General features: G+C 73.1%; 12 protein-coding genes and 1 pseudogene. All 13 read left to right on the top strand.

All coding sequences use genetic code 11. From position 1 onward, the window contains the following. The first annotated feature begins 424 nt into the window (after nucleotides 1-424). Nucleotides 425-1,501 carry an aspartate carbamoyltransferase catalytic subunit gene (locus GCU69_RS10320; protein WP_098750903.1) on the top strand — a complete coding sequence of 359 codons (1,077 nt, stop codon included), beginning with the start codon at nucleotides 425-427 and terminating at the stop codon, nucleotides 1,499-1,501. A gap of 2 nt (nucleotides 1,502-1,503) precedes the next feature. Next, complete coding sequence (locus GCU69_RS10325) at nucleotides 1,504-2,808, top strand: dihydroorotase (protein WP_098750902.1); 1,305 nt, start codon at nucleotides 1,504-1,506, stop codon at nucleotides 2,806-2,808. Continuing rightward, complete coding sequence (locus GCU69_RS10330; RefSeq protein WP_098750901.1) at nucleotides 2,805-3,407, top strand: PH-like domain-containing protein; 603 nt, start codon at nucleotides 2,805-2,807, stop codon at nucleotides 3,405-3,407. Before GCU69_RS10325 ends, GCU69_RS10330 begins: the two co-directional genes overlap by 4 nt. Then, nucleotides 3,407-4,546 (top strand): glutamine-hydrolyzing carbamoyl-phosphate synthase small subunit, encoded by a 1,140-nt coding sequence (gene carA, locus GCU69_RS10335; RefSeq protein ID WP_098750900.1) that lies wholly within the window; start codon nucleotides 3,407-3,409, stop codon nucleotides 4,544-4,546. Before GCU69_RS10330 ends, carA begins: the two co-directional genes overlap by 1 nt. Beyond that, nucleotides 4,539-7,850 (top strand): carbamoyl-phosphate synthase large subunit, encoded by a 3,312-nt coding sequence (gene carB / locus GCU69_RS10340; RefSeq protein ID WP_156205751.1) that lies wholly within the window; start codon nucleotides 4,539-4,541, stop codon nucleotides 7,848-7,850. The genes carA and carB overlap by 8 nt, the downstream gene beginning before the upstream one ends. 117 nt (nucleotides 7,851-7,967) lie before the next feature. Continuing rightward, nucleotides 7,968-9,074 (top strand): annotated as a pseudogene (locus GCU69_RS10345) (quinone-dependent dihydroorotate dehydrogenase); the annotation flags it as partial. Between the two features lie 155 nt (nucleotides 9,075-9,229). Beyond that, nucleotides 9,230-10,075, top strand: coding sequence for an orotidine-5'-phosphate decarboxylase (gene pyrF / locus GCU69_RS10350; RefSeq protein ID WP_268969266.1), 846 nt, complete (start codon nucleotides 9,230-9,232; stop codon nucleotides 10,073-10,075). A 265-nt stretch (nucleotides 10,076-10,340) separates the two neighbouring features. Further along, nucleotides 10,341-10,664, top strand: a complete 324-nt coding sequence (locus GCU69_RS10355) for an integration host factor (RefSeq protein ID WP_031515413.1) — start codon at nucleotides 10,341-10,343, stop codon at nucleotides 10,662-10,664. 60 nt (nucleotides 10,665-10,724) lie between these two features. Beyond that, nucleotides 10,725-11,303 carry a guanylate kinase gene (gmk, locus tag GCU69_RS10360; protein WP_098750897.1) on the top strand — a complete coding sequence of 193 codons (579 nt, stop codon included), beginning with the start codon at nucleotides 10,725-10,727 and terminating at the stop codon, nucleotides 11,301-11,303. A 129-nt stretch (nucleotides 11,304-11,432) separates the two neighbouring features. After that, nucleotides 11,433-11,711, top strand: coding sequence for a DNA-directed RNA polymerase subunit omega (gene rpoZ / locus GCU69_RS10365; protein WP_098750896.1), 279 nt, complete (start codon nucleotides 11,433-11,435; stop codon nucleotides 11,709-11,711). 140 nt (nucleotides 11,712-11,851) lie between these two features. After that, the gene (gene coaBC, locus GCU69_RS10370; RefSeq protein ID WP_098750895.1) at nucleotides 11,852-13,087 is read left to right on the top strand and encodes a bifunctional phosphopantothenoylcysteine decarboxylase/phosphopantothenate--cysteine ligase CoaBC; all 1,236 of its coding nucleotides are present in this window, start codon (nucleotides 11,852-11,854) and stop codon (nucleotides 13,085-13,087) included. A 249-nt stretch (nucleotides 13,088-13,336) separates the two neighbouring features. Beyond that, nucleotides 13,337-14,557, top strand: coding sequence for a methionine adenosyltransferase (gene metK, locus GCU69_RS10375; RefSeq protein WP_098750894.1), 1,221 nt, complete (start codon nucleotides 13,337-13,339; stop codon nucleotides 14,555-14,557). Between the two features lie 135 nt (nucleotides 14,558-14,692). Then, entirely contained in the window at nucleotides 14,693-16,858 is a 2,166-nt protein-coding gene (locus GCU69_RS10380) for a primosomal protein N' (RefSeq protein ID WP_235978383.1), read from the top strand. Nucleotides 16,859-17,011: the final 153 nt, after the last annotated feature.

The raw sequence follows: 17,011 nt of genomic DNA on the forward strand, positions 1-17,011 counted from the left end.
GTCCCGGGACGCCGCGGAGCGGAGCCGGGAGCGCCCGTCCGCACCGGCCGGCCCCGACTCGGCGGGGGTACGGACCACGGTGGCCCGGGACCCGGACGGTGGCCCCGCGCCCGGGACCGGCTCAGGGCCGCGGGACGGACACCCCGGACCGGCCCGACACCCCGGACCGGACCGACCCCCCGGACCGGACCGACCCCCCGGACCGGACCGACCCCCCGGACCGGACCGGCGCAGCGGCCCACCGGAAGCCCGGAGGGAACCGGACCGGACGCGGACCGTGACGCCCGCCCCGCCCCCGGCGCAGGCCCCGCACCGCCACCGAACCTCGCCCACCCCGCCCCGGCAGACAGCCCGCCCCGACCGACCGCCGCCCGCCGGCACCCCCCACCACCGCTCGTACGCCTCCCACCTACGGAGTAACCGGATGCTGCACCAGCCCGGGCAGAGCCCCCGGACCCCCGGCCGCAATCCCGGCCACCTCGTGTCGGCCGCGGACCTCAGCCGCGACGACGCCGTGCTGATCCTCGACACCGCCGAGGAGATGGCCCGGGTAGCCGACCGGCCCATCAAGAAGCTGCCCACACTGCGCGGACGCACCGTCGTGAACCTCTTCTTCGAGGACTCGACCCGCACCCGGATCTCTTTCGAGGCGGCCGCGAAGCGGCTCTCGGCAGACGTCATCAACTTCTCGGCCAAGGGCTCCTCGGTCTCCAAGGGCGAGTCCCTGAAGGACACCGCGCTCACGCTGGAGGCGATGGGGGCCGACGCCGTCGTCATCCGGCACCACGACTCCGGAGCCCCGCACCGCCTCGCCACCTCGGGCTGGATCGGCGGCTCGGTCGTGAACGCGGGCGACGGCACCCACGAGCACCCCACCCAGGCCCTGCTGGACGCCTTCACCATGCGCCGCCACCTCGCGGGCGCCCCGGACGGCGGGCCCACCCATCACAGGGGCCCCGGAGACGGCACCGGCCGCGATCTCGAGGGACGCCGGATCACGGTAGTCGGCGACATCCTGCACAGCCGGGTCGCCCGCTCGAACGTCCATCTGCTGACGACGCTCGGCGCCGAGGTCACCCTGGTCGCGCCGCCGACCCTGGTGCCCGTCGGCAGCGAGCGCTGGCCGTGCGAGATCTCCTACGACCTGGACGCCGTACTGCCGAAGTCCGACGCCGTGATGATGCTGCGGGTGCAGCGCGAGCGGATGAACGCCGCCTTCTTCCCGACCGAGCGCGAATACTCCCGCCGCTACGGTCTGGACGCCGACCGGATGGCGCGGATGCCCGACCACGCCGTCGTGATGCACCCCGGGCCTATGAACCGCGGCATGGAGATCACCGCCGAGGTCGCCGACTCCGGCCGCTGCACGGCCGTCGAGCAGGTCGCGAACGGCGTCAGCATCCGGATGGCCGTCCTCTACCTGCTGCTCGGCGGCGCCGAGCCCGCCGTCACCGGTGCCGCCGACCCGGCGCCCACCGCCCGCACCGAGGAGAACAAGTGAGCATGAACGACCCGAAGAAGACCCTGATCCGCGGCGCCCGGATCCTCGGCGGCGAGCCGCGGGACGTACGCGTCGACCCGGTGACGGGCACGGTGGAGGAGACGGGCACCGGGCTGGCCGCCGACGGCGCCGACGTCATCGAGGCCGGGGGCCGGATCCTGCTGCCCGGCCTGGTCGACCTGCACACGCATCTGCGCGAGCCCGGCCGGGAGGACTCCGAGACCGTGCTCACCGGCACCAGGGCGGCAGCGGTCGGCGGCTTCACCGCGGTGCACGCCATGGCCAACACCTTCCCCGTGGCGGACACCGCCGGTGTCGTCGAGCAGGTCTGGCGGCTCGGCAAGGAGTCCGGCTACTGCGACGTGCGCCCGGTCGGCGCCGTCACCGTCGGCCTGGAGGGCAGGCAGCTGGCCGAGCTGGGAGCGATGCACGACTCGGCCGCCGGCGTCCGCGTCTTCTCCGACGACGGCAAGTGCGTCGACGACGCGGTGATCATGCGCCGGGCGCTGGAGTACGTGAAGGCCTTCGGCGGCGTGATCGCCCAGCACGCCCAGGAGCCGCGACTGACCGAGGGCGCGCAGATGAACGAGGGCGTCGTCTCCGCCGAGCTGGGCCTGGGCGGCTGGCCCGCCGTCGCCGAGGAGTCGATCATCGCCCGGGACGTGCTGCTCGCCGCGCACGTCGGTTCCCGGCTGCACGTCTGCCACCTCTCCACCGCGGGCTCCGTCGAGATCGTCCGCTGGGCGAAGTCCAAGGGCTGGAACGTGACCGCCGAGGTCACCCCGCACCACCTCCTGCTCACCGACGAGCTGGTGCGCTCCTACGACCCCGTCTACAAGGTCAACCCGCCGCTGCGCACCGAGGCCGACGTCATGGCGCTGCGCGAGGCCCTCGCCGACGGCACCATCGACTGCGTCGCCACCGACCACGCCCCGCACCCGCACGAGGACAAGGACTGCGAGTGGGGCGCGGCCGCCATGGGCATGGTCGGTCTGGAGACCGCGCTGAGTGTGGTGCAGCACACCATGGTCGACACCGGCCTGCTCGACTGGCCGGGCGTCGCGGACCGGATGTCCTTCCGCCCGGCCGCCATCGGGCGGCTGGAGGGACACGGCCGTCCGGTGGCCGCCGGTGAGCCCGCGAACCTGACCCTGCTGGATCCCGATTACCGTGGGGTGGTGGACCCCGCGGGCTTCGCCTCCCGCAGCCGCAACACCCCGTACGAGGGCCGTGAGCTGCCGGGACGTGTGACGCACACCTTCCTGCGGGGTCGGGCGACGGTCGCGGACGGAAAGCTGGCAGCGTGAACACTTCTCTCATCGATCTCGCGGCGGGACAGCCGGAGTCCCAGCAGGTCACGGACTGGGCCGACCGCATCGGCTGGACCGTGGGACTGCTGCTTTTCGTGGCACTCCTGTACTGGCTGATGCGCCAGGGCTGGAAGTGGCGCGCCCTGCTCCAGTCCGACCTGCCCGAGCTGCACGAGATCCCCGCGGGCGGGGCCGGTCCCGCCGCGCCGCGGCTCGCGCTGTCCGGCCGCTACCACGGCTCGACCACCGCCGGGCAGTGGCTCGACCGGATCGTCGCGCACGGCCTGGGCACCCGCAGCCGGGCCGACCTCACCCTCACGGACGCCGGGCTCGCCGTCGTGCGCCCCGGGGCGCGGGACTTCTTCGTCCCCGCCTCCGCCCTGCGCGGCGCACGTCTGGACAAGGGCATCGCGGGCAAGGTCCTGAGCGAGGGCGGCCTGCTGGTGATCACCTGGGAGCACGGCGGCCGGCTGATCGACTCCGGTTTCCGCTCCGACCGCGCGGCCGAGCACCCCGCCTGGGTCGAGGAGACCAACAAGATGTCCGGTGGCCCCATCGACGCAGCCGCCGTCCCGCACGACAAGGAAGGCGCATGATGACGACCTCCACCCGGGGCGCCAAGGCCCCCGCCGTACTCGTCCTGGAGGACGGCCGCAGCTTCCGCGGCCGCGCCTACGGGGCGGTGGGGGAGACCTTCGGCGAAGCGGTCTTCTCGACCGGCATGACCGGTTACCAGGAGACCCTCACCGACCCGTCCTACCACCGGCAGGTCGTGGTCATGACCGCCCCGCACATCGGCAACACCGGGGTCAACGACGAGGACCCCGAGTCGAAGCGCATCTGGGTGTCCGGCTATGTCGTACGCGACCCCGCCCGCACCCCGTCCAACTGGCGCTCCGTCCGCACCCTCGACGAGGAGCTGTCCGCGCAGGGCGTCGTCGGCATCAGCGGTGTCGACACCCGCGCCCTGACCCGGCACCTCCGCGAGCGCGGGGCGATGCGGGTCGGGATCTTCTCCGGTGACGCGATCGCCGGTGAGGCGGCGCTGCTGGAGCGGGTGCGGTCCGCGCCCGAGATGAAGGGCGCCGATCTGAGCGGCGAGGTCGCCACCACCGAGCGGTACGTCGTCCCGGCGATCGGCACCAAGCGGTTCACGGTCGCCGCGATCGACCTCGGCATCAAGGGCATGACCCCGCACCGGATGGCCGAGCGCGGCATAGAGGTGCACGTCCTGCCCGCCGACGCGACGCCCGAGGACGTCTACGCCGTCGAGCCGGACGGGGTGTTCTTCTCCAACGGCCCGGGCGACCCGGCCACCGCCGACCGGCCCGTCGCCCTGATGCGCGCGGTCCTGGAGCGGAAGACCCCGCTCTTCGGGATCTGCTTCGGCAACCAGATCCTCGGCCGCGCCCTCGGCTTCGGCACCTTCAAGCTGAAGTACGGCCACCGCGGGATCAACCAGCCCGTGCAGGACCGTTCCACCGGCAAGGTCGAGGTCACCGCGCACAACCACGGCTTCGCCGTGGACGCCCCGCTCGACGCGCCGTCCGACACCCCGTACGGCCGCGCCGAGGTGTCCCACGTCTGCCTCAACGACAACGTGGTCGAGGGCCTGCGGCTGCTCGACCGCCCCGCCTTCAGTGTCCAGTACCACCCCGAAGCGGCCGCCGGCCCGCACGACGCCGCCTACCTGTTCGACCGCTTCGTATCCCTGATGGAGGGCCAGCGTGCCTAAGCGCACCGATATCCAGTCCGTCCTGGTCATCGGCTCCGGCCCGATCGTCATCGGCCAGGCCGCCGAGTTCGACTACTCCGGCACCCAGGCGTGCCGCGTCCTCAAGTCCGAGGGCCTGCGGGTGATCCTGGTCAACTCCAACCCGGCGACGATCATGACCGACCCGGAGATCGCCGACGCCACGTACGTCGAGCCGATCACCCCGGAGTACGTCGAGAAGATCATCGCCAAGGAGCGCCCCGACGCCCTGCTGCCCACCCTGGGCGGCCAGACCGCGCTCAACACCGCGATCTCGCTGCACGAGTCCGGCACCCTGGAGCGGTACGGCGTCGAGCTGATCGGCGCCAATGTCGAGGCGATCAACAAGGGCGAGGACCGCGATCTCTTCAAGGACGTGGTCGCCGCCGTCAAGGAGAAGATCGGTCACGGCGAGTCGGCCCGCTCCGTGATCTGCCACTCGATGGACGAGGTCCTCGCGGGCGTCACGGAACTCGGCGGCTACCCGGTCGTCGTCCGCCCCTCCTTCACCATGGGCGGCGCGGGCTCCGGCTTCGCCCACGACGAGGAGGACCTGCGCCGTATCGCCGGCCAGGGCCTCGCGCTCTCGCCGACCACCGAGGTGCTCCTGGAGGAGTCCATCCTGGGCTGGAAGGAGTACGAGCTGGAGCTGATGCGCGACAAGAACGACAACGTCGTGGTCGTCTGCTCCATCGAGAACTTCGACCCGATGGGCGTGCACACCGGTGACTCCATCACCGTCGCCCCGGCGATGACGCTCACCGACCGCGAGTACCAGACGCTGCGGGACATCGGCATCGCCGTGATCCGCGAGGTCGGCGTCGACACCGGCGGCTGCAACATCCAGTTCGCGGTCAACCCCGAGGACGGCCGGGTCATCGTCATCGAGATGAACCCGCGCGTCTCCCGGTCCTCCGCGCTCGCCTCCAAGGCCACCGGCTTCCCGATCGCCAAGATCGCCGCCCGGCTCGCCGTCGGCTACACGCTGGACGAGATCCCCAACGACATCACCGAGAAGACCCCGGCGTCCTTCGAGCCGACCCTCGACTACGTCGTGGTCAAGGCTCCGCGCTTCGCCTTCGAGAAGTTCCCGGCCGCCGACGCCACCCTCACCACCACCATGAAGTCGGTCGGCGAGGCCATGGCCATCGGCCGCAACTTCACCGAGGCGCTGCAGAAGGCGCTGCGCTCGCTGGAGAAGAAGGGCTCGCAGTTCGACTTCGCCGGTGAGCCGGGGGAGAAGGACGCCCTGCTGGCCGAGGCCCGCGTGCCGACCGACGGCCGGATCAACACCGTGATGGCCGCGATCCGCGCCGGCGCCTCCCGGCAGGAGGTCTTCGAGGCCACCTCGATCGACCCGTGGTTCACCGACCAGCTGTTCCTGATCAAGGAGATCGCGGACGAGATCGCGGCCGCCGGGAAGCTGGAGCCGGAGCTGCTGGCCGAGGCCAAGCGGCACGGCTTCTCCGACGCCCAGATCGCCGCCGTACGGGGCCTGGCCGAGGACGTGGTGCGCGAGGTCCGGCACGCGGTCGGCCTCCGCCCGGTCTACAAGACGGTCGACACCTGCGCCGCCGAGTTCGCCGCGAAGACCCCGTACTTCTACTCCTCCTACGACGAGGAGAGCGAGGTCGCCCCGCGCGAGAAGCCCGCGGTGATTATTCTCGGCTCGGGCCCGAACCGGATCGGCCAGGGCATCGAGTTCGACTACTCCTGCGTCCACGCCTCCTTCGCGCTGCACGACGCCGGCTACGAGACCGTCATGGTCAACTGCAACCCGGAGACCGTCTCCACCGACTACGACACCTCCGACCGGCTCTACTTCGAGCCGCTCACCCTGGAGGACGTCCTGGAGATCGTGCACGCGGAAATGCAGGCCGGTCCCGTCGCCGGCGTCGTCGTCCAGCTCGGCGGCCAGACCCCGCTCGGTCTCGCCCAGGCCCTGAAGGACAACGGCGTGCCCATCGTCGGCACCTCGCCCGAGGCCATCAACCTCGCCGAGGAGCGCGGCGCCTTCGGCCGTGTCCTGGACGGGGCGGGGCTGCCCGCGCCCAAGTACGGCACGGCGTTCTCCTTCGACGAGGCCAAGGCGATCGCGGCGGGCATCGGCTATCCGGTGATGGTCCGCCCCTCGTACGTGCTCGGCGGCCGCGGCATGGAGATCGTCTACGACGAGCCCTCGCTCGGCGAGTACCTGGAACGGCACGCCGGTCTCATCTCCGAGCACCCGGTGCTCATCGACCGCTTCCTCGACGACGCCATCGAGATCGACGTCGACGCGCTCTACGACGGCACCGAGCTGTACCTCGGCGGCGTCATGGAGCACATCGAGGAGGCCGGCATCCACTCCGGCGACTCCGCCTGCGCGCTGCCCCCGATCACCCTCGGCGGCTTCGACATCAAGCGGCTGCGCGCCTCCACCGAGGCCATCGCCAAGGGCGTCGGTGTCCGCGGGCTGATCAACATCCAGTTCGCGATGGCCGGGGACATCCTCTACGTCCTGGAGGCGAACCCTCGCGCCTCCCGCACCGTGCCCTTCACCTCCAAGGCCACCGCCGTCCCGCTCGCCAAGGCCGCCGCCCGCATCTCGCTCGGCGCGACCGTGGCCGAGCTGCGCGCCGAGGGCATGCTGCCGAAGACCGGTGACGGCGGCACCCTGCCGCTGGACGCGCCGATCTCCGTCAAGGAGGCGGTCATGCCGTGGAGCCGCTTCCGCGACGCCTCCGGGCGCGGCGTGGACACCGTCCTCGGCCCGGAGATGCGTTCCACCGGCGAGGTCATGGGCATCGACTCGGTCTTCGGCTCGGCCTACGCCAAGTCGCAGGCCGGGGCGTACGGCGCGCTGCCGACGAAGGGCCGGGCCTTCGTCTCCGTGGCCAACCGCGACAAGCGCGCGATGATCTTCCCTGCCCGGGAACTGGTCGCGCTCGGCTTCGAGCTGCTGGCCACCTCCGGCACCGCGGAGGTGCTCCGGCGCAACGGCATCGCCACCACCGTCGTGCGCAAGCAGTACGAGGGCGAGGGGCCCGGCGGCGAGAAGACGATCGTCCAGCTGATCCACGACGGCGACGTCGACCTCATCGTCAACACCCCCTACGGCACCGGCGGCCGCCTCGACGGCTACGAGATCCGTACGGCGGCCGTGGCCCGCGGCGTGCCGTGCCTGACCACGGTCCAGGCGCTCGCCGCCGCCGTCCAGGGCATCGAGGCGCTGACCCGCGGTGACGTCGGCGTCCGTTCGCTCCAGGAACACGCGGAACACCTCACCGCCTCCCGCGGGGTGTGAGCAGCGGTGGGGGACACCGCCGGTGTCCCCCTCCGCCGCGAGCGAGCCCCTGCGCCGCGTGAGCCCACTCCGCCGCGAGTGACACCGTCCGCCTGAGCAGAAAGCCCGGAGCCCCCGATGTACCGCCTCTTCTTCAACCTCTTCTTCCAGCGGATGGACCCCGAGAAGGCCCACGAGCTGGCCTTCGGCTGGATCAGGCGCGCCGCCCGGATCCCCTTCCTGCGCACCCTGCTCGCGTCCGTGCTCGCGCCGCGCCGCCCCGAGCTGCTGACGACGGCCTTCGGCCGGCTGATGCCCGGTCCGTTCGGCCTCGCCGCGGGCTTCGACAAGAACGCCGCCGCCGTCGACGGCCTGGCCGTCCTCGGCTTCGACCACGTCGAGATCGGCACCGTCACGGGCGAGCCGCAGCCCGGCAACCCCCGGCGGCGGCTCTTCCGGCTGGTCCCGGACCGGGCGCTGGTCAACCGGATGGGCTTCAACAACGACGGCTCGGCCGCCGTGGCCGCCCGGCTGGCCGAGCGCAGCGCCGCCCGGGGCAACGCCCGCGGCCCGGTGGCGGTGGGCGTCAACATCGGCAAGACCAAGACCGTGCCCGAGGCGGAGGCGATCGCCGACTACGTCCTCTCCACCGAACGGCTCGCCGCCCACGCCGACTACCTCGTCGTCAACGTCTCCTCGCCCAACACGCCCGGGCTGCGCGACCTCCAGGCCACCGAACTGCTCCGGCCGCTGCTGACCGCCGTCCGCGAGGCCGCCGACCGCACCGTCACCGTCCGCCGGGTGCCGCTGCTGGTCAAGATCGCCCCCGATCTCGCCGACGAGGACGTGGACGCGGTGGCCGACCTCGCCGTGGAGCTCGGCCTGGACGGCATCATCGCCACCAACACCACCATCGCCCGCGACGGCCTCGGCCTGCGCACCCGCCGTGACGTCGTCGGGGCGGCCGGCTCCGGCGGCCTCTCCGGGGCCCCGCTCAAGGCCCGCTCGCTGCAGGTGCTGCGGCGGCTGTACGCCCGGGTGGGCGACCGGGTCACTCTCGTCGGCGTGGGCGGCGTCGAGACCGCCGACGACGTATGGGAGCGCATCCTCGCCGGGGCCACCCTGGTGCAGGGCTACAGCGCCTTCGTCTACGAGGGCCCGTTCTGGTGCCGCCGGATCCACCAGGGCCTGGCCCGGCGCCTCGCGGACAGCCCCTACGCCACCCTCGCCGAGGCCGTCGGCGCCGGGCACACGGAGCGCCCGGGCACCACCGGCGGCCCCGGCACCACCGAGGCAGCCGAGGACGACACCGCCGCCGAGACCGCCGAGGCCGCCGCGAAGCCCGAGGACGACACCACCGCCGCGACCGGCGGATCCGACCGCACTCCTGGAGGCAGCCAGTGACCACCGCACCCGAACCCTTCGGCGCCCGGCTGCACCGCGCCATGCGCGAGCGCGGCCCGCTGTGCGTCGGCATCGACCCGCACGCCGCGCTGCTCGCCGACTGGGGGCTCGCCGACGACATCGGCGGCCTGGAGCGGTTCAGCCGTACCGTCGTCGAGGCCCTGGCCGACCGGGTCGCCGTGCTCAAGCCGCAGTCCGCCTTCTTCGAGCGGTACGGATCGAAGGGCGTCGCCGTCCTGGAGCGCACGGTCGCCGACGCCCGCGCGGCCGGCGCGCTCGTGCTCATGGACGCCAAGCGGGGCGACATCGGCTCGACCATGGCCGCGTACGCCGACAGCTTCCTGGCGAAGGGTGCCCCGCTCTTCTCGGACGCGGTCACCGTCAGCCCGTATCTCGGCTTCGGCTCGCTGCGCCCGGCCCTGGACCTGGCGCGGGAGAACGGCGCCGGGGTGTTCGTCCTGGCCCTCACCTCGAACCCGGAAGGGGCGCAGGTGCAGCGCGCGGAGACGGCGGGCGGCCGCTCCGTCGCCCAGCTGGTGCTGGACCACATCGCCGCGGAGAACGCGGGCGCGGAACCGCTCGGCTCGGTCGGGGCGGTCGTCGGCGCCACCCTGGGTGACGCCGGCGCGGACCTGGCGACGGGCGGCCCGCTGCTGGCGCCCGGCATCGGAGCCCAGGGAGCGGCCCCGGCCGACCTTCCGGGCGTGTTCGGCGCGTCGGTCGGCCGGGTGCTGCCGAGCGTCAGCCGCGGGGTGCTCCGGCACGGCCCGGACACCGGGGCGCTGCGCGGGGCCGCGGAGCGGTTCGCGGACGGCGTACGGGCGGCCGTGGCGGGCAGTTGAGCCGCTGGCCGGAGGCCGGAAGGCGGTCCGGGGGAGTCACTGTTGAACAATCTCGGCGGAAGCCGGACCGATATGTAACTGAATGTCCAAGTCAACAGAGGCTGACCAGGACTTTTCGTCTGTTCTCGCTGACTCGGGCGGCCATGGCCGCTAGTCTCCGTCGAGAGCGACCGCACCAGCGCGTTGCTCATTGCCCCACAAGTGCGGGACGACTAGGTTCCTCACGGTCCGTATCCGACAGTTCGACATCCGAGGTGACGTAGGCGTGGCTCTTCCGCCCCTTACCCCTGAACAGCGCGCAGCCGCGCTAGAAAAGGCCGCCGCGGCTCGCCGGGAGCGCGCCGAGGTCAAGAATCGGCTCAAGCACTCCGGTGCCTCCCTGCACGAGGTCATCAAGCAGGGCCAGGAGAACGATGTCATCGGCAAGATGAAGGTCTCCGCTCTCCTGGAATCCCTGCCCGGCGTCGGCAAGGTCCGAGCCAAGCAGATCATGGAGCGGCTCGGCATTTCCGAGAGCCGCCGTGTCCGCGGCCTCGGCTCCAACCAGATCGCGTCCCTGGAGCGCGAGTTCGGCGGCACCGCCGCCTGACTTCCCGGGTCTGCCCGCCCGGTGTTTCAGGGCACTCCCGAGAACCTGGATAATCGCTGCATGAGTGATGCAGTCTCCCGGGGCGCTACCCGCCCGCGACTGACCGTGCTCTCCGGCCCCTCAGGGGTCGGCAAGAGCACGGTCGTCGCCCATATGCGCAAGGCTCACCCCGAGGTCTGGCTCTCGGTGTCGGCCACGACCCGCAAGCCGCGTCCCGGCGAGCGGCACGGAGTCGAGTACTTCTTCGTGCAGGACGACGAGTTCGACAAGCTCGTCGCCAACGGAGAGCTGCTGGAGTGGGCCGAGTTCGCGGGCAACCGCTACGGCACGCCCCGGCAGGCCGTGCTGAAGCGGCTGGAGGCCGGCGAACCGGTGCTCCTGGAGATCGACCTCCAGGGCGCCCGGCTCGTGCGCCAGTCGATGCCGGACGCCCAGCTCGTCTTCCTGGCGCCGCCGAGCTGGGAGGAGCTGGTCCGCCGGCTGACCGGCCGGGGCACCGAGTCCGCGGAGGTCGTGGAGCGGCGGCTGGAGGCGGCCAAGACGGAGCTGGCGGCCGAGCCGGAGTTCGACACGACCCTGGTCAACACCTCGGTCGAGGAGGTCTCCCGCGAGCTGCTAGCCTTGATGCGGGTGGACTGACCTTTCGGGAGCCCTCCGGGAATCCCCAGGGGCCGGAGAGCCGCCCGGGGACTCTCCGGGCCGGCAGCCGCCGGGCCCGAAGCCGACCCAGCATTTTCCCAGCACTTTCAGCACTTCGAAAGGCAGAGCGTGTCCTCTTCCATCTCCACGCCCGAGGGCATCATCAACCCGCCGATCGACGAGCTTCTCGAGGCCACCGACTCGAAGTACAGCCTCGTGATCTATGCGGCCAAGCGGGCGCGCCAGATCAACGCGTACTACTCCCAGCTCGGCGAGGGCCTGCTGGAGTACGTGGGCCCGCTGGTGGACACCCACGTCCACGAGAAGCCGCTGTCGATCTCGCTGCGTGAGATCAACGCCGGTCTGCTCACCTCCGAGGCCATCGACGGCCCGGTCACCAAGCAGTAGACGGCGTCGCACCATCCGTCGACCCGGGCCCGGCAGATCACCTGCCGGGCCCGTGGTGTGTCATGGAGGCGTACGCAGTGGTACGCAAACCGGATCGAGGGGCGCCGGCCGGCACCCCGCGGGAAGAGGCGAGGGAAGCGATGGAGCCGGAGCACCCGGTGCAGCCCGTGGCGAGGCCGAAGGTCGTCCTCGGGGTGAGCGGCGGCATCGCCGCGTACAAGGCCTGCGAGCTGCTGCGCCGGCTCACCGAGTCCGGGCACGACGTGCAGGTCGTGCCGACCGCCTCGGCGCTCCACTTCGTGGGTGAGGCCACCTGGTCCGCGCTGTCCGGCAACCGCGTCGCCACCGAGGTCTGGGACAGCGTCCACGAGGTGCCGCACGTCCGCATCGGGCAGGCCGCCGACCTGGTCGTCGTCGCCCCCGCGACCGCCGACACGCTGGCCCGGGCCGCGCACGGCCTCGCCGACGACCTGCTGACCAACACCCTGCTGACCGCCCGCTGCCCCGTCGTCTTCGCGCCCGCGATGCACACCGAGATGTGGGAGCACCCGGCCACCCGGGAGAACGTCGCGACGCTGCGCCGCCGCGGCGCCGTCGTCATCGAGCCCGCCACGGGCCGGCTCACCGGGACGGACACCGGCAAGGGCCGGCTGCCGGACCCGGGCGAGATCTTCGAGACCTGCCGCCGGGTGCTCGCCCGCGGCGCCCGGGCGGTGGAGCCCGATCTGGCCGGGCGGCATGTCGTCGTCAGCGCCGGAGGCACCCGGGAGCCGCTGGACCCCGTGCGGTTCCTCGGCAACCGCTCCTCCGGCAAGCAGGGTTACGCCCTCGCGCGTACGGCCGTGGCCCGCGGCGCCCGCGTCACGCTGGTCGCCGCGAACACCGGCTTGCCGGACCCGGCCGGGGCGGACGTCGTCCCGGTCGGCACCGCGGTGCAGCTGCGCGAGGCGGTGCTGAAGGCCGCGGCCGACGCGGACGCCGTCGTGATGGCCGCCGCGGTCGCCGACTTCCGGCCCGGACGGTACGCCGAGGGCAAGATCAAGAAGCGGGAGGGCGAGGAGCCCGCGCCCGTCGAGCTGGTCCGGAACCCCGACATCCTCGCGGAGATCTCCGCGGAGCGCGCCCGTCCGGGGCAGCTGGTGGTCGGCTTCGCCGCCGAGACCGACGACGTGGTGGCCAACGGCCGGGCCAAGCTCGCCCGCAAGGGCTGTGACCTCCTGGTCGTCAACGAGGTGGGGGAGCGGAAGACGTTCGGCGCCGAGGAGAACGAGGCGCTGATCCTCGCGGCCGACGGAGCGGAGACCTCCGTTCCGTACGGGCCGAAGGAAGCGCTCGCCGACACCGTGTGGGACCTGGTGGCAGCCCGCTTGTCCTGATATTTTCGCACTCATGCCCTGGAGCCCGGGCCGGTACCCGCGGCGGCTCGCGCGGCGCGACCGCCACCCGGCGGGCCGTTTCCGCAGGTGGCCGTGCGGTGTCCGAGGTCACAGGGTTTCCATGGAGCGAGACGCCGTGTCCGGACGCCGGATGCGCCGGATAAACTGATGTCGGAACCGTCCGGGCGCAGCTCCCGTGCGGTCCCGCCAATGATTCAGCCAGCAGCCGCTGCAACCCCAGGGAGCGATGTGTCCCGCCGCCTGTTCACCTCGGAGTCCGTGACCGAGGGCCACCCCGACAAGATCGCTGACCAGATCAGCGACTCCATTCTCGACGCCCTCCTCACCGAGGACCCGGCCTCCCGGGTCGCCGTCGAAACGCTGATCACCACCGGCCTGGTGCACGTCGCCGGAGAGGTGACCACGAAGGCGTACGCCGACATCGCGACCCTCGTGCGCAACCGCATCCTGGAGATCGGCTACGACTCCTCGAAGAAGGGCTTCGACGGCGCCTCCTGCGGAGTCTCGGTCTCGATCGGCTCCCAGTCCCCGGACATCGCCCAGGGCGTGGACACGGCGTACGAGAAGCGGATCGCGGCCGCCGGCGGCGACGAGGGCGACGAGCTGGACAAGCAGGGCGCGGGTGACCAGGGCCTGATGTTCGGCTACGCCTGCGACGAGACCCCCGAGCTGATGCCGCTCCCGGTCAGCCTGGCGCACCGGCTCTCCCGCCGGCTCTCCGAGGTGCGGAAGAACGGCACCATCCCCTACCTCCGCCCGGACGGCAAGACCCAGGTCACCATCGAGTACGACGGTGACAAGGCGGTCCGGCTGGACACGGTCGTCGTCTCCTCGCAGCACGCGAGCGACATCGACCTGGACTCGCTGCTCGCCCCCGACATCCGCGAGTTCGTCGTGGAGCACGTGCTCGGCCAGCTCGTCGACGACGGCATCAAGCTCGACACCGAGAACTACCGGCTGCTGGTCAACCCGACCGGCCGCTTCGAGATCGGCGGCCCGATGGGCGACGCGGGCCTCACCGGCCGGAAAATCATCATCGACACCTACGGCGGCATGGCCCGGCACGGCGGCGGCGCCTTCTCGGGCAAGGACCCGTCCAAGGTCGACCGCTCGGCCGCCTACGCCATGCGCTGGGTCGCGAAGAACGTCGTCGCGGCCGGGCTCGCCTCGCGCTGCGAGGTCCAAGTGGCGTACGCCATCGGCAAGGCCGAGCCGGTCGGCCTGTTCGTCGAGACCTTCGGCACCGCCACCGTGGACACCGAGAAGATCGAGCAGGCGATCACCGACGTCTTCGACCTGCGCCCGGCCGCGATCATCCGCGACCTGGACCTGCTGCGCCCGATCTACGCCCAGACTGCCGCCTACGGCCACTTCGGCCGCGAGCTGCCGGACTTCACCTGGGAGCGCCGGGACCGCGTGGAGGCCCTCCGCGCGGCCGCCGGGCTGTAACGGGCGACGACGGCGTAGCGTCCACGAGGCCCGGCCCCTCCGCGGTGGAGGCGTCCGGGCCTCGTGCCCGTCGCCGTCCCGCGGACGCCGCCTCGCCCGGTGGGCATGTCGTCGCCGTCTGGTAGGACTGAGGCTGTGAGCAGCGACAACGGGCGGCCGGACGGGGAGCCGGCGGCGGACACGGCGGAGGAGCCGCAGGCCGCCGAGCAGCTCGCGCTCATCCGGGAGACGGTCCGGAAGGCCGACGTGCCCCGGGCCAGGCCGCGCAGCTGGCGCGGTGCGGCCCTGGCCGAGCGGAATCCGGTGGCCCGGGTGCTGGTCGACAAGGGCCTGGTCCATCTGGACCGGTATTTCGACTACGCCGTCCCCGCCGCCATGGACGAGGAGGCGCGCCCCGGCGTCCGCGTCCGGGTCCGGTTCGGCGCGGGAGAGCGGGACGGCCGGCGGGAGGGCGGCGGCCTGATCAACGGCTTCATCGTCGAACGCTGCCCCGACAGCGACTTCCGGGGTGCCCTGGCCCCCATCGCGCAGGTGCTCTCCCCGGAGCCGGTGCTCGGCCCGGAGCTGCTGGCCCTGTGCCGGGCGGTCGCCGACCGGTACGCGGGCGCGCTGGCGGACGTCGTACAGCTCGCGGTGCCGCGCCGGATGGCCCGCGCCGAGAAGAAGGAGTCCCCGCCGCCGGAGCCGCCGCCCGCCGCCCCCGGTCCCGGGAGCTGGGCGCGGTACGCCGCCGGGCCGGGCTATCTGGAGGCGCTGCGGGCCGGGGAGGCGCCGCGGGCGGTGTGGACCGCGCTGCCGGGCCCGCACTGGGCCGACGAACTGGCCCGGGCCGTGGCGGCCACCCTCGCCGGGGGCCGCGGCGCCCTCGCGGTGCTGCCGGACGGGCGCAGCGCGGCCCGGGTCGACGCGGCCCTCACCGCGCTACTCGGCCCGGGCCGGCATGTGCTGCTCACCGCGGACTCCGGGCCGGAGGCCCGCTACCGCCGCTGGCTGGCGGTCAACCGCGGCTCGGTGCGGGCCGTCGTCGGCACCAGGGCCGCGATGTTCGCCCCGGTACGGGACCTCGGGCTCGCCGCGATCTGGGACGACGGGGACTCCAGCCACAGCGACGACCACGCCCCGCAGCCGCACGCCCGCGAGGTGCTGATGCTCCGTGCCGCACACGAACGGGCCGGGTTCCTGCTCGGCGCGCACGGCTGCACCGTCGAGGCCGCCCAGCTCGTCGAGACCGGCTGGGCGCGTCCGCTGGCCGCGGACCGGGAGACCGTACGGGCCACCGCCCCGCGGGTGCGCACCATCGGCGACGGGGAGGAGGCGCGGGACCCGGCCGCCCGCGCCGCCCGGCTGCCGAGCCTGGCCTGGCGCACCGTGCGGGACGCGCTGTCCCGCGGGCCGGTGCTGATCCAGGTTCCGCGGCGCGGCTATGTGCCCCGGCTGGCCTGTGAGCGCTGCCGCGAACCGGCGCGCTGCGCCCACTGCTCCGGCCCGCTGGAGGCGACGGGGCCCGCGGAGGAGCTGTGCTGCGGCTGGTGCGGCCGCGGTGCGCCGGACTGGCGCTGCCCGGAGTGCGGCGGTGTGCGGCTGCGCGGCCAGGTCTTCGGCGCCCGCCGCACGGCCGAGGAGATCGGCCGGGCCTTTCCGGAGGTGCCGGTGCGCACCTCGGGCAAGGACCATGTGCTGGACACCGTTCCGGAGACGCCCGCGCTGGTGGTGTCCACCCCGGGCGCGGAGCCGGTCGCGGACGGCGGTTACGCGGCCGCGTTGCTGCTCGACGGCTGGGCGATGCTCGGACGTCCGGATCTGCGGGCCGCGGAGGAGTCGCTGCGGCGCTGGCTGGGGGCCGCGGCCCTGGTCCGCGGCGCTCCCGACGGCGGGACCGTGGTCGTGGTGGCCGAGCCGACGCTGCGGCCCGTACAGGCGCTGGTGCGCTGGGACCCGGCCGGGCACGCGGTGCGCGAGCTGGGGGAGCGCTCCGAGCTGGGCTTTCCGCCGGTCTCCCGGATGGCGGCGGTGGCCGGTCTCCCGGAGGCGGTGGCGGACTTCCTCGGCACGGTCCGGCTGCCGGCCGGAGCGGAGGTGCTGGGGCCCGTTCCGATGCGGTCCGCCCCGGCTGCCCGGCCCGGCCCCGGACGCCCGGGCGGGCCGCCGCCCGGCGAGAACTGGGACCGCGCGCTGATCCGGGTCCGCCCGGGCAGCGGCGCGGAGCTGGCGGCGGCCCTGAAGGAGGCCCAGGCGGCGCGCCTGACCCGGCGGGAGGGACCGCCGGTGCGAATCCGTATCGACCCGGTCGACCTGGGCTGACCGCGGGGTCCGTCCGCTGCCGGCCGCCGACGGTGACCGGCCTGGGCTGACTGCGGGGCTGTTTGCTGCCGGGCGCCGACGGTGACCGATCTGGGCTGACTGCGGGGCTGTTTGCTGCCGGGCGCCGACGGTGACCGGCCTGGGCTGACTGCG

This window comes from Streptomyces lycii (genome assembly GCF_009735685.1).
GTDB lineage: Bacteria > Actinomycetota > Actinomycetes > Streptomycetales > Streptomycetaceae > Streptomyces > Streptomyces lycii.

Bases quoted from the DNA above. Each gene is read 5' to 3' on its own strand.
- GCU69_RS10320 (WP_098750903.1), top strand. From the start codon at position 425: ATGCTGCACCAGCCCGGGCAGAGCCCCCGGACCCCCGGCCGCAATCCC.
- GCU69_RS10325 (WP_098750902.1), top strand. From the start codon at position 1,504: ATGAACGACCCGAAGAAGACCCTGATCCGCGGCGCCCGGATCCTCGGC.
- carA (WP_098750900.1), top strand. From the start codon at position 3,407: ATGACGACCTCCACCCGGGGCGCCAAGGCCCCCGCCGTACTCGTCCTG.
- gmk (WP_098750897.1), top strand. From the start codon at position 10,725: ATGAGTGATGCAGTCTCCCGGGGCGCTACCCGCCCGCGACTGACCGTG.
- coaBC (WP_098750895.1), top strand. From the start codon at position 11,852: ATGGAGCCGGAGCACCCGGTGCAGCCCGTGGCGAGGCCGAAGGTCGTC.